Source organism: Arthrobacter sp. NQ7 (assembly GCF_029581595.2).
GTDB classification, from domain to species: Bacteria; Actinomycetota; Actinomycetes; order Actinomycetales; family Micrococcaceae; genus Arthrobacter; species Arthrobacter phenanthrenivorans_B.
Genome location: NZ_JARFXU020000001.1, coordinates 126,955 through 147,959, shown reverse-complemented (window position 1 = coordinate 147,959; position 21,005 = coordinate 126,955). Strand labels below are relative to the sequence as shown.

The window sequence follows — 21,005 nt, the reverse complement described above, 5'->3', positions numbered from 1 at the left end:
CTGCCTTTCACCGGTCCCGCCGTGCGGGACCGTCCTAGTCCTTCAGGCCGGCGCTGACATCCGCGTTCAGCACGTACTTTTGGAAGACGAAGAACACCAGTACCAGGGGCAGGAGGGAAATCACGGAAGCCCCCAGGAGGACCGGCCAGTCGATGTTTTCCGCACCCACGATGCTCCGCAAGGCAACCTGGAGGGTGTACCACTTGGGATCGTTGAGCACGATCAGCGGCCAGATGTAGTCGTTCCAGCGCCACTGGAAGGAGAAGATGGCCAGCGTGAAGAGGATCGGCTTGGAGAGCGGCAGCATGATCCTGAAGAAGATGGCCAGTTCGCCGGCGCCGTCGATCCTGGCGGAGTGCAGCAGGTCGTCCGGAACCGTGAGGAAGAACTGCCGGAACATGAATACCCCGGTGGCGGTCAGCACGGACGGCACAATGATGCCCGCCAGCGAGTTGTACAGGCCAAGGTCCCGGATCACGGAGAACGTGGGGTTCAGGATGACCTCGGTGGGGAGCATGGTGGTGGCGAGGATACAGACGAAGAACAGCCTGGTGCCCTTGTTGTTGTACTTGGCGAGCGCATATCCCGTGCACGCGCTGAAGAAGACCGTCAGTACGGTGGTCACGATGGACACCGTGGCCGTGTTCAGGAAGTACTGGGCGAAGTCCACCCGTTCCCAGGCATCCACAAAGCCCTGGAACGTCCATTCGCGGGGAATCATCGACAGCGGGTAACTGAACAACTCACTGCCTGGTTTGAATGAGCTCAACAGGAACCAGAGCAGGGGCAGTGCGTACAGGGCGGCGATCAGCCACATCAGGACGGTCAGCGGGATGGATGCCTTGGCACGGAGTTCCGTGTTGCCCGGCCGCTGGCGCGCCCGCCTGGCGGGCGTTGCGGAGGCGCGCTCCGCGCCCAGGACGGGTTCCTCCGCCACGGCGGGAGGCAGGTTGGCAGCTGTAGCCATGGGTCAGCCCTTCTTCCGGTTGAACCGCAGCTGGATGAGGGCGATGGCCAGGAGGACCACCATCAGCACCATGGAGGCAGCGCTGGCGTAGCCCACCTTTGACTGCTCGAACCCGGTTTTGTAGATGTACTGCACGATCAGCGTGTTCTGCGTCCCCGGTCCGCCACCGGTCAGCGCCTGGATCATGGCGAATTCCTTCATGGCATGGATGGTGGAGAGCAGGATGACCATGAACGACGTCGGCGCGATCCCCGGGAGCGTGACGTGCCGGAAGCGTTGCCACGCGTTGGCCCCGTCCAGTTCCGCTGCCTCGAGCAGGGACTCCGGGATGTTCTTCAGCGCAGCAATGAACAGCAGCATGTTGAAGGCGGTGCCGCCCCAGGCCGAGGCGAAGATGACGACGGCCAGGGCGAGGTTGCCGTCGCTTGACCAGGGCAGGGGGTTCCCGCCCAGCGTGGAAATCACGAAGTTGACGAACCCGAAGTCCTGGCCGAACAGCCACTTCCAAATGACGCCGACCACGATGGGCGAAATCAGCCAGGGCAGGAAGATCACCATTTTGGCTGCCGTCCGGCCGCGCACAGCCTTGCTGACCAGCAGCGCTGCGACGCCCAGGGAGCAGACGTACACCAGCGGGACCGATAGGACTGTGTACGCGAAGGTCCGGCCCAGCGCGCTGTAGAAGGCGGCGTCGGCAAAGAGCTTCTGGAAGTTGGCCAGGCCGATGAAGTGCAGTTTGCCGATGCCGCGGTAGTCGGTGAAGGAGTACAGCAGGCCCAGCGCCCCCGGCCAGACGAAGAAGACCAGGAAGAGGACCACGTTGACGCCGATCAGGACCAGCGGCGCAATGACGTAGCGGTTCCGGCGCTTCTGTGCGGATTTGCTGCGGGGCGGCAGCGCTGGCGCTTCGGGCGCCGCCACCGTGCTGATGGTTGGTTGCGCCACGGGATCAGGCTCCGTTGTAGAGCTTCACGATGTTATCCACCGTGGTCTTGGCGTCCTGGCTTCCGGAGAGCATCTTGACGGTCTCCTCGCGCAGCGGGTCACCCGAGAACGGGGTTTCGGCGTAGGCCTCGGCCACGACGCGCTTGATGGCGTTGTCGCCCTTGGCCTGGTTCCCGGCAATCTGCTTCTGGTAGAGCTCGAATGATGGCTGCTGGAACTGGTACTCCACCTTGAGGTCCTTGGCCGGCAGGTAGCCGCCAAGCTGCGCGAACTCGATGTAGTTGGCGTCCTGATAGAACCAGTCGATGAACTTCTTCGCTTCCTCGTCCGCCCCGGTGTCCTTGAAGGCCACCATGAAGCCGCCGCCCAGGTTGGTGGCGTTCACTTCCTTCTTCGGCAGCGGGACCGACAGCCATTCGAAGTCCTTGATGTTCTTGTTGAAATCGGCAACCTGCCAGCTTCCGGAGTAGTAAGCCGCAACCTGGCCGCTCTTGAACATGGCATTCCCGTCCTCGCCGCTGAGCCAGACGGACTTGGGCATGGTCTGGTCGTCGTTGATCTTCCGGAAGTACTCCAGCGTCTCCACGGCCTTGGCATCCCCGGTGTACTTGCCGTTTTCCTTGGCGAAGGCGGTGCTGCCGAACTCGTACATCATGGCGCGCAGGCGGTGCCCGGAACGGTCCATGACCACGCCGTACTTGGCGCCGGCCTTCTCGCGGACCTGGTTGACGGCCGTGATGAACTCGTCCCATGTCCAGGTATTCCCGATGTCGGCCGGATATGTGACGCCGGCCTTGTCGAACAGGCTCTTGTTCACGAACAGGCCCACCGCGGTGAGGTCGGAGGGGATGGCAGGAATGATGCCGTCCGGGGATTCCTGAAGGTACTTTTCGTCGATCCCGTGGGACTTGGCAATGTCTGACAGGTCCTGGAGCTGGTTCGCCCAGAGCGGGTCCAGCCCGGTGACGCGGGCCAGGGCCGGGAGGTCGTTTGCCGTGGCCGCGTTCTTGAGCTTCGTGGTGATGTCGGCCGTGGGAACGTCCACCACCTCGATGGTGACGCCGGTGGCTTCCTTGTACTTCTTGGCCGCGGCAGCAAAGGCGCCGCCCTGGTTGGTGTCGCCGGACAGGATAAGCTGCAGGGTCTTGGCCGCAGCGTCCGAGGAACCCCCTCCTCCCCCGCCACAGGCCGTGAGGCCCGCGGCCAAGGCTGACAGTCCGAAGGCCGTCAGGCCGAACTGGCGGCGGCTGATGCTGGAGATTCTTGTCTTCTCTGACAATGCTCTGTCCTGTCTCTCGCGGTCTGGAGGGAAAACCCTTTCCGCAGAAAACTGACCTATGTCATGACATAAAGTCAAGAATACTTTTCAGTGCCATAGAACTTTCGCACACCTTCAGCGCGGTCCTTCCGCAGCGCTCCCGGCGGCCGTACGGTGGACGGATGGCACTGAAAATCCAGGTGGTTGTCGATTCAGTACGTCCGCATGAGCTTGCCGATTGGTGGGCGGAAACCCTGCAGTGGGAAGTGGAACCGCAGGACGGGGACTTCATCCGGTCCATGATCGAGCAGGGCTTCGCCGGCGAAGACCAGACCATGACCCACCGCGGGCACCTGGTCTGGAAGGACGGGGCTGCCATCCGGCCGGCGGAGGAGATCGAATCGAAGGACCCGGAGCGGCGCATCCTGTTCCAGACGGCGCCCGAAGGGAAAACCGTGAAGAACCGGGTGCACTGGGACGTCCGGCTGGACGGCCGGGACAAGGACGAGGTCCGGAGCGAACTGGAAGCCCGCGGCGCCACGTTCCTCTGGACGGCGCGGCAGGGCCCGCATTCCTGGCACACCATGGCGGACCCCGAGGGCAACGAGTTCTGCATCAGCTGACGCCGATTACTAGACTTGGACGGTGAGCAACCAGATCCCCGCCCCGGTGTCCGATGTCTTCGATCCCACCCGCTGGCGGGTGGTCTCCGGTTTCGAGGACTTCCAGGACATGACCTACCACCGGCAGGTGGAGCGGGATTCCGACGGCGGCTGGGTGCGTGACCTGCCCACGGTCCGGATTGCGTTCAACCGGCCGGAGGTCCGCAATGCGTTCCGTCCCGGCACCGTGGATGAGCTGTACCGCGCCATGGACCACGCCCGGATGACGCCGGACGTCGCCACCGTCCTGCTCACCGGCAACGGCCCCTCCCCCAAGGACGGCGGCCACTCGTTCTGCTCCGGCGGTGACCAGCGCATCCGCGGCCGAGACGGCTACCGCTACGCCGACGGCGAGACGCAGGAAACCATCGACCCCGCCCGGGCCGGCCGGCTCCACATCCTGGAAGTCCAGCGGCTCATGCGCACCATGCCCAAGGTGGTGATCGCCGTCGTCAACGGCTGGGCGGCGGGCGGCGGCCACTCCCTGCACGTGGTCTCAGACCTCACCATCGCGTCACGCCAGCACGGCAAGTTCAAGCAGACGGACGCCACCGTGGGAAGTTTCGATGCCGGCTACGGCTCCGCGCTGCTGGCACGGCAGGTGGGGCAGAAGACCGCCCGCGAAATCTTCTTCCTGGCCCGCGAATATTCCGCGGAGGACATGGTCCGCATGGGGGCGGTCAATGAAGCCGTAGACCACGAACGGCTGGAGGAGGTGGCCCTGGAGTACGCGGCGGACATCGCCCGGCAATCCCCGCAGGCCATCCGCATGCTCAAGTTCGCCTTCAACCTCGCCGACGACGGCCTCGCCGGCCAGCAGGTCTTTGCCGGCGAAGCCACCCGCCTGGCCTACATGACGGACGAGGCCGTGGAGGGCAAGGAGGCCTTCCTGCAAAAACGCGACCCCGACTGGTCCCGCTTCCCGCACTACTTCTAAGGCAGGACGGCAATGAACAGCGAAACTCCCCCTGTCCCGGTCCAGCACGGACCACTCAACATCGAACCCGCCCTGAAAGCCCTGGCGGCCGCCCTGCACGGTGAGGGTCCCGCCGTCGAACTGTCCGTTGGCCCGGACGGCGCCCTGGTGGTGGGCCATGTGGAAACCCCCGGCTGCGACGACGCAGTGGCCGTGGTGCGCACGTCCGGGTCCACCGGCACGCCCAAAGCCACCCTGCTGACCGTGGAATCCCTGGCGGCCTCCTCCATGGCCACTGCGCTGCGGCTCAAGGGCGAGGGGCAGTGGCTGCTGGCACTGCCCGTGCAGTTCGTTGCCGGCATCCAGGTGCTGGTGCGGTCCCTGTTCGCCGGGACCCGGCCCTGGGTGATGGACATGTCCGGCGGCTTCACTCCCGAGGCCTTCACCGCCGCGGCGCTGGAGCTGACGGACAAGATCCGCTTCACGTCACTGGTGCCCACCCAGCTCCAGCGCCTCCTGGAGGATCCGTCGCCGGAAACGCTGGCAGTGCTCCGCCGCTTCAACGCCATCCTGCTGGGCGGCGCCCCGGCCCCGGAAGCACTCCTGGCGGCAGCGCGGGACGCCGGGGTCCGGGTCATCACCACGTACGGATCCGCGGAGACCTCGGGCGGCTGCGTCTACGACGGCTACCCCCTTGAAGGCGTTTCGGTCCGGGTGGCAGAGGACGGCAGGATCCTGCTGGGCGGGGACACGGTGGCGGCGGGCTACATCGAGGCCCCGGACGAAGAAACCGGAACGTTCTTCGAGGAGGACGGGGTCCGCTGGTACCGCACCAGCGATCTCGGCTCGATTGACGACGACGGCCGGCTCACGGTCCTGGGACGGGCCGACGACGTCATCATCACCGGCGGCGTCAAAGTTTCCGCCGGGCACGTGCAGGAGCAGTTGGAGAAGTCCGACGACGTCGCCGCGGCTTTCGTGGCCGGGGTCCCTTCCGTGGAGTGGGGCCAGGCGGTGGCCGCGTACGTGGCGCTCACGCCCGAAGGCGCGTCCCGGCACGATGCCGGGGACCCCGCCGTCGTGCTTCAACAGCACTGGCAGCGGCAACTGGGGGTGCTGGCGCCCAAGACCGTCGTCACCGCCCCGGCCCTGCGGATGCTCGCCAACGGAAAACCGGACCGGCTCGCCATGACTGCCGAACTCAGCGCCCTGCACCGGGGAAAGTAGAGTTGGACCTGCACCACCGAGGCGGGTGGGTACGTCCCGTCCTGCCGTCTGACCGAAACAACACGAGGTACTAACCGTGGCCACAGCCGCCCAATGGATCCAAGGCGCCCGACTCCGGACGCTCCCGGCAGCGATCGCGCCCGTGCTGATCGGCACCGCCGCCGCCTACGAGATGGACTCGTTCATCCTGCCCAACGCCATCCTCGCGGGGCTGGTGGCGCTCCTGCTCCAGGTCGGCGTCAACTTCGCCAACGACTACTCCGACGGCATCCGCGGCACCGATGATGACCGTGTGGGCCCGCTGCGGCTGGTGGGCTCCGGCGCCGCCAAGCCCGAACAGGTGAAGTGGGCCGCGTTCGGCACCTTCGCCCTCGCCATGGTGTTTGGCCTGGTCCTGGTGTTCCTCACCCAGGCGTGGTGGCTGATCCTGGTGGGGCTCGGCTGTGTCATGGCCGCGTGGGGTTACACCGGCGGCAAGAACCCCTATGGCTACATGGGCCTGGGCGACCTCTTTGTCTTCGTCTTCTTCGGCCTGGTGGCCACCCTGGGCACCACCTACACCCAGGCCGGGCACATCAGCCTGTCGGCCGTGATCGGCGCCATCGGTACCGGCCTGATCGCCACCGCACTGCTCATGGCCAACAACGTCCGGGACATTCCCACCGACATGCAGGCCGGCAAGAAGACCCTTGCGGTGCGGCTGGGCGACAAGCACGCGCGCGAAAGCTACGTCCTGATGCTTGCCGTCGCCATTCTGCTGGTGGTGATCCTGGCGCCGGGCCGGCCCTGGATCCTGATCGTGCTGCTGCTCATCCCGGCCTGCCTGATGCCGGCCTGGCTGATGATCAACGGCCGCAAGCGGAAGAGCCTGATCCCGGTCCTGAAGCAGACCGGCCTGATCAACCTTGGCTACAGCGTGCTGTTCTCACTGGGGCTGATCCTGAGCCACGGGCTCTAGCTGTTCTTGTTGCTGCTGCCCTTGGCGTTGTTGATGGTGATGTCCGGGTTGGCGTCCAGCAGGGCGTCCTCGGCGTTGGCGTCCTGGACCTCGCCGGCCGAGCGCAGGGGCTTGGCCTTGCCGGAGAACCGGTGCTGCAGGGCTGCGGCGGCAGCGTCCCGCTGCTTCTGGAAGAACAGGTAGCTGATGGCGAAGGCGATGAGCGCGGCGCAGATCACGGACATCAGAACCCCCACCTGCAGGAGCGCAAAGAGGACGAACAGGGGCACGAAGATTGCCAGCCGGATCAGGGAATATTTCAAAAAGGCCACTATTCAAGTTTAGCCGCCTCCGCCGGGGGCCCCTGCCCGTCCGGACGATAGACTTAATGGCATGCTCTTCCGTGTGGCATTGGCCGTGGCAGTCCTCGTCATCTTTGTGTATGGCCTGGTGGACGTGATCCGCACCGAAGGCCGCCTGACCAGGGGCATCTCCAAACCTGCCTGGATTGTCGTCCAGATCGTGCTGCCCGTCCTCGGCGCCATCCTGTGGCTGCTGATCGGCCGGCCCCGCGGCACAGCCCAGCCCCGGCCCAGCTATCCGCACCCCACCGCGCCCGACGACGATCCGGACTTCCTGCGCAACCTTGAGGCCCGGCGCCGCAACCAGGCCGAGGCCGACCGCCTGAAGAAGCTCCGGGACGACCTCGAGGCCAAGGCCAAGGAGGAAGACGGGAAGGGCCGGCGGGGCACCGACGAACATGACACCGACGGACTGAAATAGGTCCCGTGGCGTCCCAACCCGGCGGTGAGGAGCAGCATCTGCCTGCTCCCCCTCCGAGACCCGGGTTCTCCTACTCCGCGCCCCCGCCCATCCCGGTCACTCCTCCGCCGCCATGGCCGGTCCGCACCTCCCGCACCCTCTGGATCCTCAGCTTCATCGCCGGATCGGCTGTCCTGCTCGGTTCCTACGTCGCCCGCGACTCCAACCTGCAGCGGCTCCGCGGCGTGGTGGCGGACATGGCAGCGGGCAGTGACGCCGGCTCGGTGGGCACCGCGGCGGAGATCGTTTTTTGGGGCAGCATCGCGGCCCTGCTGCTGGTCACCCTGCTGGAGGCGGCCGTCCTATCGATGCTGATGGGCCGCCGGATATGGGCCCGCTGGACCCTGGTTCCCCTCCTCGCCACCCATGTCCTCCTCCTGCTGCCGGCCTCAGCGTTCCTGGTCCCCGGTGGTGCCGCGGGAAGCTACGTGGTGATGCTGTGGGCTGCCGGCGTGGCCCTGGCCTTCGCCGGACTGGTACTCCTGTTCCTGCCTTCCGCCGGAGCGTGGTTGAAGCGCTAGGCTGGCTGCGCTTGCCGGTCCTGTCCCGCGCACTCGGCCAGTACGCCCTCGCAGCTGCGGATCACCACCCGGCACGCTTCGGCTGCGGACCGCGCCGTCAGCGGGTTCTCGGCGATCCTGCGCCAGCGCGTGAGGCAGCGCCGGGCTTCTGCAGCCAGCAGACCGGGAGCGGCATCCGGGGCAAGGCCCAGCCGCAGCCAGGCCGGCGTGCCGCGGCCGCCCACCAGCCGTTCAGCCTCCGCCGCGAGTTCCGGGGCCAGCTCCACCCGGGCAGCCCGGAGCGCAGCCAGCAGCCTGAGCTCGCGGAATTCGTGGTCGCCGGCCTCAAGCCGTTCCAGGGACGCCGAAAGGTGTTCGGTGCCCGGGCGGGGGCGGCTGTGCAGGAGGTCTGCCACCGCCACCAGGGCGGTCCTGGCCTTCAACACCCCCGCCCTTGACTGGAACTGGCAGTCCAGCAGTTCCAGCAGCGGGTCCAGGCCGCTGCGGCGCACCAGTTCGTGGGCCAGCGGCGTGGGTTCGGTGAACCCGTTACGGATCAGGACCACGGCAAGCCGGATGCCAAAAAGCCCAAAGCGTTCCAGCAGGGAGGCCCTTGCTGCTTCCGTCAGCCCTTCCGGCACCGCGGACCGGCGGAACCTGTCCGCCGAAAGCATCATCCGTTCGCGGTCGCTCCGGTCCAGCGCTGCCAGTGCCTGGAGGGATTCGAAATCGGGCTGGCGCAGGGTACGGGCGCTCTGGGCCAGCAGGCCCGCCACCGGAAGCACGTCAAGGGCCAGCTTCCGAAGGTTGGGGTCCCGGCTGTAGCGTTCGGCGATGGTGGCCGCCGAAATCAGCGAGTCGATGCGTCCGGCCCCCACCTCGTCGGCACGGGACAGCACCGCAATGGCGTTGACCGTGCCTGAGCGGCCGGCGCCGGTGTCCCGGAACGACTCAAGGAAATGGACGTCCGAGGCGTGCAGGTGCCGCATCAGGTAGATGACGGCATCGGCTTCCGACGGCGAGTCCTCCGGTGCCAGGAACCGCAACGACCGCGCTGACACGTCCTGGGACAGGGACGCGATTCCGGGGGTGTCGATCAGGGTTACCGCCTGCAGCGCAGGCGACGGCCATTCGACGTCGAGCCTTTCCACACGCTCCGCAGGCACACCGTCGAGGGCGAAGGCCAGGCGGCCGTCCACCCGCCTCAGCGGCAGGGCCCGCGATCCCCCATCCGTGGCGTGCAGGGTGATCCGGGGGGTATGGCCGTGGCGGTACCAGGTGACGATCCTGGTGCATTCGCCAGTGTCCGTGGGAGCAATTTCCTCCCCGATAATTGCATTCAGGAGCGTGGACTTTCCCGCCTTCACCATGCCGGCCACCGCTACCCGCAGCGGCTCCGCGAGGCGCTGCGCGTACCCCCGGAGCGCCTCGGCGGCCTGGGCGTCATCGCCATAGACCTCCAGCGCTTCGCGGAGGAGGGCCGCCGCGCCCGCCGTGGTGGGTACCGTCATGGGACCCCCGCCGCCCTGGGGGTCCCGGCCGCGGCGACTTCCGCCGATACAGCCTCTGCTGCCCGGTGCAGCGCATCCACCTTGGTGAGCCGGGCCCTGATCTCCCGTACGCGCCCTTCCCTTTCCTGTGCATACGAGTTGGCCGACTTCTGGGCGGCGGCAACAGAATCGGACAGCGAGCGGTGGTATTCATCCGCGATATCGGTGAAGTGGTCCCGGATGGTCCGCTGGACCAGGCGCAGCCGGTCCTTCAGCTGCTTTCCCACCTGGAACGTCACATCGTCGAGCTGCCGCCGCACCAGGGCCTTCGCTTCGGCCTGGCGGCGCTTCAACCGGTTTTCCTGGTCGTCCCGGTACGCCTTGCGGCCAAGCAGGAGTCCGGCACCCACCGACAGCGGATTGATCAGGGCCATTCCGAAAATGCCCGTCAGGAGGCCAAACATCAGGACTCCGCCGTACGAACCGCGCATCCCGATCAGGACCTTCTGGACAGGATTCACGCGCCCCGGGTCCAGGTCCGCCATTCCGTCCACCGGGTCCAGGGCATCACCGGAATCGGCCACATGCAGGACGGGCAGCGACACCTCGTCAGCGGCGAAGTGTGCCGCCACCTGCCCGGCAAGCCATTGCGCCCGCTCACTGGTCCAGACAAAGGTGTCCGAGACCGCGTCGGCCACGCATTCCTCGAGCCATTGGGAGAATTCGGCCCAGACGGGTCCGGGATCGCCCTGGTCGATGGCATTTTCGGCTTCCTTTTGGATGTGGCGCAGCCGGTCCCGAAGGTCGTACTCCATGTCCGCGATGAGGTCGTTGATGCCGTCGCTGAGGGTCAGCTGCCAACGCGCTGAACGCTTCCTCAACTCATCTGCCTCGGTCTTGGCCTGTTCCAGGGCGGCCAGCATTTCAGGCTTGCCCTCCGGGTTCTCCAGTGCCCCAAGCTCGGACTGCAGCGACAGCCGGAGGTTTTCGGTGACGGACAGCAGGTCCTGGCTGACGGAGTGGCGCTGGATGCGCTCCGCCTTGCCCACGACGTCGTTGCGGAGGTGGGTGACGAGGTCCGGGAAACCCGATTCGGCATTGAGTTCGCTGTCCTGCAATCGCGAGGCCTCGAGGCGCAGGTCTGCGGAGAGCGGAAAGAGCGGAATACCCGGGGCGACCTGGTCCAGGTGCTCCCTGTCCAGCTCCTCCACCCGCCGCCAGTCCGGGTAGAGATCGGTTTTGGACAGGACCGCGGCAACGCTGGGGGTGATGCGCATGGCCTGCCGCAGGAACCGCAGCTCCGGTTCCGTGTATTCCTGGGAGGCATCCGAGACCATCAGCAGGGCGTCGGCTGTGGGAAGGGCGGTGAGGGTGGTCAGCGTGTGCGTGGAGCCCATGCCGCCCACGCCCGGAGAATCGATGATGGTGAGCCCGCCGGTAAGGATCCGGCGGGGCAGGCAGACTTCGGCAGCCGCGAGCTTCCGGCTGTTGCCAGGATTGCCCTGCTCCGACACGAGCGCGGGCAGTTCCGAGAGATCCACCGGCCTGCGCTCCACGCTGCCGTCCCTGCCGTCGGCCGCTTCCGTCCCGGACGGACTGTCCGCGGGAACCAGGACGGCGGCCGAAGCCGGTTCGCCGTAGCGGACGATGGTTGGGAGTGCGGTGGCAATATCGTCATCCACCGGGCATACGGGCGCGTTCACCAGGGCATTGATGAGCTTGCTCTTGCCTTGTTTGAACTCGCCCACCACGATGACCCTGACGCTGGGGTCCTTCAGCCGGGCCATGGCTTGCTCCAGCCGCCGGCGCAGGTCCGCGCGGTCCCCGCCGCCCACCAGCCGCAGGCCTTCCTCCACCAGCTTCACCAGCTGTCCGGCGGCCGCAGGCCCAACCGGCCCGGCCAGTCCTCCTTCTGCCACAGCGTGCGTCCTTCCACTGCCGAAACCTGTCACGGTGCCGAAAATCCCGCCGTCGGTGGTACTGGAAGAGCCCGCAGGCGGCGGATGCCTCCTGCGGGCGGTTTGCTTCCCGGGACCAGCCTGTTACAGCGCGGTGGAGTCGTCAACCACTGAATCGTCGATAGTGGCGTGGTTGTCCAGGTCCACATCGGTGTGGGTGGAGTTGTCCTCCGTGAAGTCGAGCTGGTTGTCCGCCACCACCAGGTTGTCCTGGACGATGGTTGTGGCGGCGTTGTCCTGGAACGAGTCGTCCACCTGCACGTCCGTGGTGGCGGAGTTGTCCTGGTTGAACGAGTCGTCAACCGCGGTGGAGTTGTCCTGGTTGAACGAGTCGTCAACCGCCACCGTGTTTTCCGTGGAGTTGTCCGAGTTGTCGTTGAAGGAGTCCGTCAGGTCCACGTCGGTGCTGACGGAATGGTCGGAGTTGTCCGAGTTGTCGTTGAAGGAATCGTCCACATCCAGGCTGAGATCAGTGTTGAAGGCGTCGGAGATGTGCGTCTCCTCGGTGCCGACGCTGACGCTGCCGCCGGCGTGGATCGAGTTGTCCGTTGAGTTGTCGGTGGAATTGTCGGTGTTGTAGGAATCCCTGATGTTGTTCGAATCCCTGACGCTGGCGTCGTCGCCTGCTGCCACGGCCCGGTCCCCGGTCGCGACGGCGGCCGCATTGTCGAACCACTGCTCCACGTCACCGTCCGCCCAGATGTTCTGGTGGACCGACTGGTCCGTAACGGTGTCCCGGTCATCGAGCATGGTGGTGCTCGTGGTGTAGGAGAAGTGGTTCACTACATGATGGAGCTGCTGCACCGCGTACGCATGGTCATCGCCGCCGTACCCCGCACCCTGTCCACCGGCATGGACGGCGGCCGCGCTCCCGGAGTGCGCGGCAGACGCGTTCACCTGTCCTGCCCAGGCGCTGTTGCCGCCACTGCTGGCGTATCCCCGGTCAAGTGCGGGGGCACTGACGCTGATGGGCGCGTAATCCAGGACGACGGGCATGGCCGCATCCACGTCAGCCGAGCACACGTTGGCCAGGCCGTGTTCCGCCAGGGTCTTTTCCGGGTTGTCCAGGAAATTCTGGATGGCCTTCCGGTTGCCGAAAAGATGCATCAGGAACTGGACAAGGTCGTTGGCGAGTGTTGGCATGTGCGTGGTCCTCACATCTTCGTCGAGTTGTGGATCATGCGGCGAACGGATCCGGTTGGCTTAAACCTAGGTTCCTTGCCGGGACGGGGCATCGGGGCGCGTCCCCCCTGCCCGCAGGTTCGGCTCCGGGGCCCGGAGGCCTCCGGCGGTAGGGGTACTAGGGGTCACTCCTGTTGCGGATTCAGTGGCTGCTGGTTGTCCACACCCAGCGCCAGGCGCAGCCTGGTCAAGAGGTCGGAGCGGTTCTCAGCGCCCAGGCGGCGCCGGATGCGGGCAATATGGTGCTCCGCGGTCCGGGGCGAAATGTAGATCGCCTCACCAATTTCCCGGTAGGTCTTGCCTTCCAGCACCAGCCTGGCCACCTCCTTCTCCCGTTCGCTCAGTCCCGACGCATCCGATTGGGCCCGGCTGCCCGCAGTCTCCGCCGCTCCCGGCCGCAGGTCCGCGGCACGGGAGGCAGCACCGGCAGGAGGGCCCTGTGGGTGCAGGTCCCTGGCACAGGCCAGCAGGCGCATCATGTCGCGTCGTTCATCGGCACGTGCGGCCGCGTGCCCGGCGAGCCTCGCCCCTTCCCAGGGCATTCCCACGGCACCCAGCAGCCGTGCAGCGCCCTCCACATCAGCCGGACGGAACCGCCCGGCCAGTACGGACACCCAGGCTTTGCCCGCCGTGGCCAGGACCGCGGCAAGCTGGCTGTGGGCGGACGCCCGGGCCAGCGCCGTGGCGTGCGGGGCAAGATCGGCGGGGCTCTCGTTCAGCAGCGCTGCCTGGACCGCGGCCCAGTGCAGCGGCACGGCCCACAGGGCGGGGTCGTCCAGCTGGCCCAGCAATTTCCACGCCTCGTCCAGGTACTGCGCCACACGGGGTGTTTCGCGGAGCCGGGCGGCCGCGATGAGCAGTTCCCCCCACGGCAGCAGGCTGTACAGGTCTACGGACGTGTGGAGCATGGCCTCGCGTGCCCGTTCCCACGCCCGGAGCAGTTCGGGTACGTCACCGTTGCGGCGGGCCAGTCCTACTTCCAGAGCCGCACACATGAACTCGTCGCGCGGGACCAGGGGCCACGGGTTGGCTTTGGCGGCTTCGGTTGCGGCGAGCCTGGCCTCCTCGGGTTTGTCCTGCATCATGGCGGCCCAGCCCTGGAGCAGCAGGAGCCGGGGCTGGGCGGAATTTCCCCCCTGCCCCGCTGCCGCCGCCGACCGGCAGACGGTCTCCGCGAGGTGGGGGTCACCACTGTGAAGGGCCAGCAGGGCTGCGAGGGCTGCCGGCGTTTCAGGCAGCGGAAGTGCGATGCGCGCAGAGTTCAGCATGTCCGAGGCGTGGATCAGCAGGGATATTCCCTGGTGCGGTTTGTCCCCCAGCGATGCGATGATGCCCTGGCCGGTCTGGACCAGCGCGGCTGCCAGGAGCGTTGGCGAGGCCGCAGGTGCGTCCGGCTGGAAGATCGACTCCGCACCGGACCTGTCACCGGCTCCGATCATGGCCACCGCTGCGAGCGGTGCGGAGGGCCCCACCCGGGCAGCGCCCAGCCAGCTGTAGACGTCCGCCGCCCGGGCGAGCATCCCGCGTTGGGCCCAAACAGAGGCAGCCACGTCTGCCCCGCGCCGCACATCCGGGGGGTCCGGGCTGACCAGGAGGGCGTCGATGATCCGTGCCGCGGCATCAAGCTCCCCGTCGCCGGCTGCGGCCTGGGCGCGCCTTGCCGCCGTTGCCAGCGGATCGGCGCCGGCCAGGAGCGCCTCCTCGTAGAGCTGGGATGCAAGCCGCGGGTCACCCTCCAGCGCCGCATCGGCCGCCTGCTCCAGTTCTGCAGCCACCCGGTGGTCGGCGAGGCCGCCACGTGCCAGCTCCCGGGCCAGGCTGCCAAGCGGTTGTCCGGCCGACATGAAGACCGATACGAGTTCGCGTTGGAGCGCATGCACCTTGGCCGTTGGGGTGCTGGCCAGCAGGGCATGCTGGACAGTTCCGAGTACCGTGCCGTCCGGCCGCAGCAGGCCCGCGGCCTCCGCCCGGTCCACCAGGGCGTCCAGGTCTTCCACCGTTCCGCTGTCGAGCTTGTGCTGCAGGTCTGCAGGCAGCGGCCCCGGGAGGGCGAAGCCCACCGAGAGTGCCAGCAGGAGGTCCCGGACGGCGGCCTGTGCGCCCCTCAACTGGCTGGCGACCAGCTCCGTGACGTGGGGTGGATGCCCTTGGTGGTCGGGGGAAGCCTGCAGGGGTACGGGGCGTTCCGCCCGCTGGAGATGCCCGTCCATGTCAGGCCGCCGGAGGAGTGGTCGGGGCCGTTGCCATGGCGGTTTCTTCAACAGGGGGTGTTGTTTCGGCTGGTGGCGCCTGGGGCGTTGGGCTGGCTTCCGCGGCCAGGTCTGTTGGGGTCAGGGAAGGTTCGGTGGTGTCCGTAGGACTCGGGCTGTCCGTTGCGGTGGGCGTTCCGGTGTCCCCCGCCGGAGGCTCCGTCGCCCCCGGGGTCGTGGGGTCGGCGGTTCCGGGATCGGTGGTTCCAGGATCAGTCGTTCCGGGATCAGTTGGATCCTGGGTGCCCGTCGCTGTGGGGTCGCCGGGCGTCTGGGTCGCCGGAGGGGTTGTGGGATCCCCGGTGGCGGATTCGGGGGTTGGCGCGGTCCCGTCCGTTGCCCCTGGGGCTGGTGCTCCGGCCCCTGTTCCGCCCGTGCCAGGATCGCCCGGGACCGCCGGTGCACCGGCGGCGGCTGCCGGGCCTGCCGCGGCAGGGCCGGCTGCCGGAGGATTTGCTCCCGCCGTGGGCGTTGCGTTGACGGCAGCCTGTCCGCTGGTGGGGAGGGCGGAGGCACTGAGCCCCGGTCCCTGTGCAAGGGGTTTCCTGGCGCTGGCCTCAACGCCGGCGAGTGGCTGTGGGCTGTCCGGGGCAGCGGCTCCCCCGCCGCCGGTGTCCGCAGCGCCGGAACCGCCGGTGGTGCTAGCCCCGGCCTGGGGCACGAACATCGCGGTCAGGCTGCCGAAGCCGTCCGGGCTTTGCGCGGCGGTGGCCGTGAGGACTGTGAGGAGGGCCGCGGCTGCGGCCACGGCGGTTACCCGCACGGTGGGTGCCGGGGCATGCGCTCCCCGGCGCCTGCGTTGCGGGCCGCGGAGGGCCGGGCCCGCGGGGGCGCCTGCCACCAGCGTGTACTTGCGCGACCAGCTGGGCCTGCCGGCTGCGGCCGGAGCGGGCGGTACGACGGCGGGAACGACGGCGGCCAGTGCCTCATCGGCGCCTGCCTCGGACCGTGCCGGGGCAGCAGCCTCTGCGGCAGCATGGTGGGCAAGGACGGCGGCCACCGCCGCCCCAAGGCAAATGGCCGACTTGGGGTCGGCGTCGACGGCGACCGGAAGGTCCAGTTCCTCCGATACCACCTGGGCCACCAGGGGAATCCGCGAGGACCCGCCGATCAGCAGCACCGTGGAGAGGTCTGCCGGTGCAAGCTGAAGCTGGGCCAGGGACCGTTCAAGCGCGGCCACCGTTTCATGCACGGGTTCTTCGATCAACGCCTCGAACTCGGCACGGACCAGGCGGACCTGCTGCTGGACGCCGGGCAGGAGCACCGGGATGGTGGCCTCGCTGTCCACAGACAGCGCTTCCTTGGCCTCGACGCATTCGCGCCGGAGCCGGGCCAGGGCGCCCAGCACTGCCGGGTCCGCGGGGTCGAGGCCGCCCAGCGCATTCCCGGTGTGGTCGGCAACGTAGCGGAACAGGGCCGCGTCGAAGTCGGCGCCGCCAAGGTCTTCGATGCCCTCGGGGCGGCCCAGGAGCTCAAAGCGGCTGCTGCCGGCCTTCCGCAGGACGGCCGTGTCGAAGGTGCCGCCCCCGAGGTCGTAGACGGCGATGGTGCTGCCGTCCTCCACCCTCACCTGTGAGGCGTAATGCAGGGCCGCCGCCTCGGGCTCGGGGAGGAGGGTCACGTTGTGCAGTCCGTGGGCTGCGAGGGCGTCGCGGATGCTGGAGAGGCGGTGGCTGCCCCACGCGGCGGGGTGGGTCAGGAAGACCTCCGACGCCGGACCGCCCTCGCGTTCGGCGGCCCGGTCCGCCACCCAGCGTGCCATGGTGGCGAAGATGTCCTCGGGCTGCAGTGCGAGTGTCCCCAGGATGATGGGAACCTCATCGCCGATCCGGCGCTTGAATTCGCGCACCACGCGTTCAGGGAAGTCCAGGCCGCGGCGTTCCGCAGCCTCGCCCACCAGGACGGCACCCTGCTCCGGATAGTAGAGCACGGAGGGGATGGCGGCTCCGCGGGCGCCCAGCGGCAGGCACTCGGGCACGCGTGAAGCACCATGGTCAAAACGTACAACGGCAGCTGCCGTGAAACTGGTCCCGACGTCAACGGCGAGAGCGTAGCTCATGGATACCTCGAAAGGCTGGTGGTCCACCTGCAAGCTTCATCACAGTGAACAGTCACCAAATTAGCATTCCGGGGAAGCCGGGAACACCCCTGTTGCTACATCGAATGGTTAAACGACAAACACGGCCTTGAAGGCTCCCAAATTCAGGCCTAAAGGCCCTTGTATCGGGCCCGGTCGATCCGGATTAAAGGCCGGAGTATGAGTGGAGCCCGTTGAAGAACGTGTTCACGATGGTGAAGTTGAAGATCACGCACAGGTAGCCCACGATCGACAGCCATGCGGCCCTAGTTCCGGTCCAGCCACGGGTGGCGCGGGCGTGGAGGTAGCCTGCGTAGACCACCCAGATCACGAAGGTCCACACTTCCTTGGTGTCCCAGCCCCAGAACCGGCCCCAGGCCTTCTCTGCCCAGATTGCGCCGAACATCAGGGTGAAGGTCCAGCCGATGAACGCGATGGCGTTGATGCGGTAGGAAAGGTTTTCCAGGCTGAGCGCCGACGGCACCAGGCGCATGAAACCAAGCTTGTCGGCGCCGCCGGCCGCCACGGTCTTCTGCCGGTGGGACTGCACCAGCTGCAGGGCGGACATGGCGAAGGTCAGGGTGAAGAGGGCGGAGGACAGCACCGCAATGGAAACGTGGATGACCAGCCAGTAGCTCTGCAGGGCGGGCACCAGGTGGCCCACGGGGGTCCAGAAAGCCACCGACGCGGCTACGAGCATGATGATGACCAGGCCCACCACGAAGGTGCCCAGGAAGCGGAGGTCGCGCCGGATCAGTGAGAGCAGGAAAACGGCCGCGACAAGGAATGCGCCGGTGGTGAGGAATTCGTACATGTTCCCCCACGGCACGCGGCCTGCGCCGAGCGCGCGGGTGACCACGCCGGCACCGTGGATGACGGCGGCGAGGGTGGTCAGGGCTACGGCGACCCGCGCCGGTACCCGGCGTTCCGTGGCGTACTTCATGTCGCCGTCGGCCGTCATGACGCCGTCTGTTCCTGCTCCGCCGGCCTTGGCAGCGGACGACGACGGGCGCTCGGCCCGGTCTGCCGGCCCGTCCAGGCGGGCCCCGGCAGAGCCCGCACCGACGCCGGCGACGGCCGGAACCTTGGCGGCAACGCCGGCCTGCGCGGCCTTAAGGTCCACAGCCCGCAGCGCCTTGCTGCTCTTGGCCAGGTCCCAGGCGAAGGCGATGAAGGCCACCGTGTAGGTACCCGCCGCCAGCAGCATGAAGAGTTCGCTGTACTGGCCCATGGTTTCGTTGATTCCAAATGGCATTACTGGTCCTTTTCGGGCCCGGTGGGGCCTGCTGGGGTGGTGACGGAGCCGTCGGCATTTTCGGCGGGGCCTGTGGCGTTATCGACGGAGCCTGCGACATTATCGCTTGTCCGGCTGGGAGTTTGCTGGGATCCGCCGGCAACTTGGGCGGCCTGGCCTTCGGCCTCCCCGTCCGGGAGCTGCCACTCCGTGGAGAAGAGTTTCCGGAGCGCCGCTGCCTCGCCGGCAAGGCGGTGGTCCTCGCCGCGGGCCAGGAGGCCGTATTCCACCATGGTGCGGCCGTCCGCCGCGGTGCCCGTACGCACCCACACGCGGCGGCGGTTGACGTAGAGCGACAGGATCAGCCCGGCTACGGCAAGGAGGGCGAAGACCAGTGCGGATACCTGGCCCGGGTTGTGGTGGATGTCCACGCCGATGTAGCGCTTCACGCCGTCGAAGCTGATGCTGCCCTTGCCGTCCGGCAGGGTGTAGGTGGAGCCGGGAGCCAGGGTGATGCCGCCGGCTGCCAGGTTCCTGGCGTTCAGCGGGGTGAGGTTCTTGACGTCGAGTTCAAAGACGTTCTGCGGCGCGCCGGTGTCCAGGCCCAGGTTCCCGTAATAGGAGTTCAGGGTCAGCTGCGGGTTGAAGAGTTCGGGGTCGGCGCTGAATGACACGTTCTTGTCCGTGACGAACGCGGTGGGAAGGAAGAAGCCCACGAAACCCAGCTGGTCCGGCTTGGCGTCCGGGACCTTGATCACCACGGAGGAGTAGTAGTTCTCCCCCTGCAGCTTGGCCACCACCGGCCCCTGCATGGCCACGTTGCCGGCACCGTCCCGGACGGTCACCACGGGGGCATAGCCGTTGCCGGTGAGGTAGATGCTGGTGCCGCCCAGGCTGACGGGATCGTTCACCTTCAGGATTTCCTGCTTGGGCGGGGCGTCCGGGTTCTCCTTGGTGGTCACGGTGGCCGCAAAGTCGATGGGCTGTCCGAACTTGCCCTTGGATTCGCGGTCGAACGTGATGTTGAACTTGTCCAGCTGGAGCGAGTAGGGCTGCAGCTGGCTGGACTGGAAGTTGGTGCCCGGATTGAACTGGTCGTAGCCCACCAGGGTGTTCACGAAGGTGTCGCCTTCCACCAGAATGCGCTGGCCGCTGTAGCCGAACAGGCCGCCGGCGGCGACGGATACCAGCACCCCGATCAGCGAGGTGTGGAAGACAAGGTTCCCCACCTCCTTCAGGAAGCCGCGTTCGGCACCCAGGGACGGCAGGGCGCCGTCGGCATCCCTGACCTCCACCCGGTAGCCGCGCTTGCGCAACAGCCCCGCCGCGTTGTTGATGGCGTCCGAGGCCGGGATCCCGGCGTCGGACGGGATCACCAGGGTGCCGTATTCGGGCAGCCGGGACAGGCGCTGCGGGGTACGCGGCGGCTGGGAGCGCATGGCCTTGTAATGGGCGATGGCGCGCGGAACCACGCAGCCGATCAGCGAAATGAACAGCAGCAGGTAGATGGCGGAGAACCACACCGAGGAGTAGACGTCGTAGAGCTGGAGGGTGTCCAGCAGCTTTCCGTAGTCTGGGTGGTCCTTGATGTATTGGGTGACAGTGGCCGGATTCGCGGGCCGCTGCGGGAACAGCGAGCCGGGCACGGCGGCGACGGCGAGGAGCAGCAGGAGGAACAGCGCGGTGCGCATGCTGGTCAGCTGGGTCCAGGCCCACCGCAGCATGCCCCTGGGGCCCAGGGCGGGGAGGGCAGCCTGGGCCTTTGCCTCCGCGACGGGGGCGGTTTGCTTCTTCTTTACGTTCACACGCTCGCTCATCAGATCGGCAACTTCACGTCGGTTTGGAACCAGTACTGCAGCCCGGTGACCCAGGCACCCCATACGCCGGTGGCCATCAGCAGGCCCAGCACCACCAGGATCCCGCCGCCGGTCCGCTGGATGGCGAGCCGGTGCCTGCGGAAGAAGGCCATGACGCCCATCCCCCGGCGCAGGGCCAGCGCGATCAGCAGGAACGGAATGCCCAGTCCCAGGCTGTAGACGAAGGCAAGGAAGGCGCCCTTTGCGGCCGAGGACCCTCCGGAGAGGCTCAGCAGCTGGACGGCGGAGTAGGTGGGACCGATGCACGGAGCCCATCCCAGGCCGAAGGTCAGGCCCAGCAGCGGCGCACCCCAGAGCCCGGCGGGCGGCTTGGCATGGATCTTCGCGTCCCGCTGCAGCCAGCTGAAGCCGCCCATGAAGACGATGCCCATGATGATGACCAGGACGCCCAGCAGCTGCGTGATCCAGGCGTTCTGGCTGCCGGTGATCAGGGTGCCCAGCTGGCCGAACGCGCCGCCGAGCAGGACGAAGATCACGGAGAAGCCAAGGACGAACAGCCCGATCCCGGCCAGCATCCGGCCGCGTTTTTGCTTCTGCAGGTCCACCCCGCTCAGCCCTGTGACGTAGCCCAGGTATCCGGGGACCAGGGGAAGGACGCAGGGGGAAAGGAACGACACCAGTCCGGCGAGCAGCGCCACCGGAATGGCCAGCAGGATGGAGCCGCTGAGGATGGCTTCGGCGAAGGGGCTGTTCACGGTGGCGGC

At 67.4% G+C, this 21,005-nt stretch carries 18 protein-coding genes; 6 read left to right on the top strand and 12 right to left on the bottom strand.

The window, feature by feature from the left end; all coding sequences use genetic code 11:
* Positions 1-34: 34 nt before the first annotated feature.
* Genes PUN71_RS00650 through PUN71_RS00640 form a run of 3 tightly spaced genes read right to left on the bottom strand, consistent with a single transcriptional unit; the run spans position 35 to position 3,191 of the window.
* Complete coding sequence (locus PUN71_RS00650; protein WP_043452375.1) at positions 35-967, bottom strand: carbohydrate ABC transporter permease; 933 nt, start codon at positions 965-967, stop codon at positions 35-37.
* 3 nt (positions 968-970) lie between these two features.
* Positions 971-1,912 carry a carbohydrate ABC transporter permease gene (locus tag PUN71_RS00645; RefSeq protein ID WP_277796957.1) on the bottom strand — a complete coding sequence of 314 codons (942 nt, stop codon included), beginning with the start codon at positions 1,910-1,912 and terminating at the stop codon, positions 971-973.
* A gap of 4 nt (positions 1,913-1,916) precedes the next feature.
* On the bottom strand, positions 1,917-3,191 hold the full coding sequence (locus PUN71_RS00640) for an extracellular solute-binding protein (protein WP_277796956.1): 1,275 nt from the start codon (positions 3,189-3,191) through the stop codon (positions 1,917-1,919).
* 161 nt (positions 3,192-3,352) lie between these two features.
* Between PUN71_RS00640 and PUN71_RS00635 the strand changes: the two genes are divergently transcribed.
* From PUN71_RS00635 to PUN71_RS00620, 4 genes are all read left to right on the top strand, one after another.
* Positions 3,353-3,793 (top strand): VOC family protein, encoded by a 441-nt coding sequence (locus tag PUN71_RS00635; RefSeq protein WP_277796955.1) that lies wholly within the window; start codon positions 3,353-3,355, stop codon positions 3,791-3,793.
* Between the two features lie 22 nt (positions 3,794-3,815).
* The gene (locus PUN71_RS00630; protein ID WP_043452376.1) at positions 3,816-4,769 is read left to right on the top strand and encodes a 1,4-dihydroxy-2-naphthoyl-CoA synthase; all 954 of its coding nucleotides are present in this window, start codon (positions 3,816-3,818) and stop codon (positions 4,767-4,769) included.
* Positions 4,770-4,781: 12 nt separating this feature from the next.
* Positions 4,782-5,975 carry an AMP-binding protein gene (locus PUN71_RS00625; RefSeq protein WP_277796954.1) on the top strand — a complete coding sequence of 398 codons (1,194 nt, stop codon included), beginning with the start codon at positions 4,782-4,784 and terminating at the stop codon, positions 5,973-5,975.
* A 76-nt stretch (positions 5,976-6,051) separates the two neighbouring features.
* Positions 6,052-6,933, top strand: coding sequence for a 1,4-dihydroxy-2-naphthoate polyprenyltransferase (locus PUN71_RS00620; protein ID WP_277796953.1), 882 nt, complete (start codon positions 6,052-6,054; stop codon positions 6,931-6,933).
* On the opposite strand, the gene PUN71_RS00615 is transcribed toward PUN71_RS00620, so the two are convergent.
* Positions 6,930-7,244, bottom strand: a complete 315-nt coding sequence (locus PUN71_RS00615; RefSeq protein WP_277796952.1) for a DUF4229 domain-containing protein — start codon at positions 7,242-7,244, stop codon at positions 6,930-6,932. The genes PUN71_RS00620 and PUN71_RS00615 overlap by 4 nt on opposite strands.
* 61 nt (positions 7,245-7,305) lie before the next feature.
* Here PUN71_RS00615 and PUN71_RS00610 point away from each other — a divergent pair, with 61 nt between their 5' ends.
* Both PUN71_RS00610 and PUN71_RS00605 read left to right on the top strand, forming a co-directional pair.
* On the top strand, positions 7,306-7,695 hold the full coding sequence (locus tag PUN71_RS00610) for a PLD nuclease N-terminal domain-containing protein (RefSeq protein ID WP_043452380.1): 390 nt from the start codon (positions 7,306-7,308) through the stop codon (positions 7,693-7,695).
* A 5-nt stretch (positions 7,696-7,700) separates the two neighbouring features.
* Entirely contained in the window at positions 7,701-8,255 is a 555-nt protein-coding gene (locus PUN71_RS00605; protein WP_277796951.1) for a hypothetical protein, read from the top strand.
* Here PUN71_RS00605 and PUN71_RS00600 read toward each other — a convergent pair.
* The 8 genes from PUN71_RS00600 to PUN71_RS00565 all read right to left on the bottom strand — a co-directional run bounded on the left by PUN71_RS00600 (position 8,252) and on the right by PUN71_RS00565 (position 20,996).
* Positions 8,252-9,745, bottom strand: a complete 1,494-nt coding sequence (locus PUN71_RS00600) for a dynamin family protein (RefSeq protein ID WP_277796950.1) — start codon at positions 9,743-9,745, stop codon at positions 8,252-8,254. The genes PUN71_RS00605 and PUN71_RS00600 overlap by 4 nt on opposite strands.
* Positions 9,742-11,643, bottom strand: coding sequence for a dynamin family protein (locus tag PUN71_RS00595; RefSeq protein ID WP_052260131.1), 1,902 nt, complete (start codon positions 11,641-11,643; stop codon positions 9,742-9,744). The genes PUN71_RS00600 and PUN71_RS00595 overlap by 4 nt, the downstream gene beginning before the upstream one ends.
* 123 nt (positions 11,644-11,766) lie before the next feature.
* A complete protein-coding gene (locus tag PUN71_RS00590; protein ID WP_277796949.1) occupies positions 11,767-12,825 on the bottom strand; it encodes an IniB N-terminal domain-containing protein in 1,059 nt (352 codons plus the stop codon).
* Between the two features lie 164 nt (positions 12,826-12,989).
* Positions 12,990-15,074 carry a LuxR C-terminal-related transcriptional regulator gene (locus tag PUN71_RS00585; RefSeq protein WP_277796948.1) on the bottom strand — a complete coding sequence of 695 codons (2,085 nt, stop codon included), beginning with the start codon at positions 15,072-15,074 and terminating at the stop codon, positions 12,990-12,992.
* 1 nt (position 15,075) lies between these two features.
* Positions 15,076-17,172, bottom strand: coding sequence for an Hsp70 family protein (locus PUN71_RS00580; RefSeq protein ID WP_277797282.1), 2,097 nt, complete (start codon positions 17,170-17,172; stop codon positions 15,076-15,078).
* A 184-nt stretch (positions 17,173-17,356) separates the two neighbouring features.
* On the bottom strand, positions 17,357-18,445 hold the full coding sequence (ccsB, locus tag PUN71_RS00575) for a c-type cytochrome biogenesis protein CcsB (RefSeq protein WP_277796947.1): 1,089 nt from the start codon (positions 18,443-18,445) through the stop codon (positions 17,357-17,359).
* Positions 18,445-20,241 carry a cytochrome c biogenesis protein ResB gene (gene resB, locus PUN71_RS00570; protein ID WP_277796946.1) on the bottom strand — a complete coding sequence of 599 codons (1,797 nt, stop codon included), beginning with the start codon at positions 20,239-20,241 and terminating at the stop codon, positions 18,445-18,447. Before resB ends, ccsB begins: the two co-directional genes overlap by 1 nt.
* The gene (locus PUN71_RS00565) at positions 20,241-20,996 is read right to left on the bottom strand and encodes a cytochrome c biogenesis CcdA family protein (protein WP_043452386.1); all 756 of its coding nucleotides are present in this window, start codon (positions 20,994-20,996) and stop codon (positions 20,241-20,243) included. The genes resB and PUN71_RS00565 overlap by 1 nt, the downstream gene beginning before the upstream one ends.
* Positions 20,997-21,005: the final 9 nt, after the last annotated feature.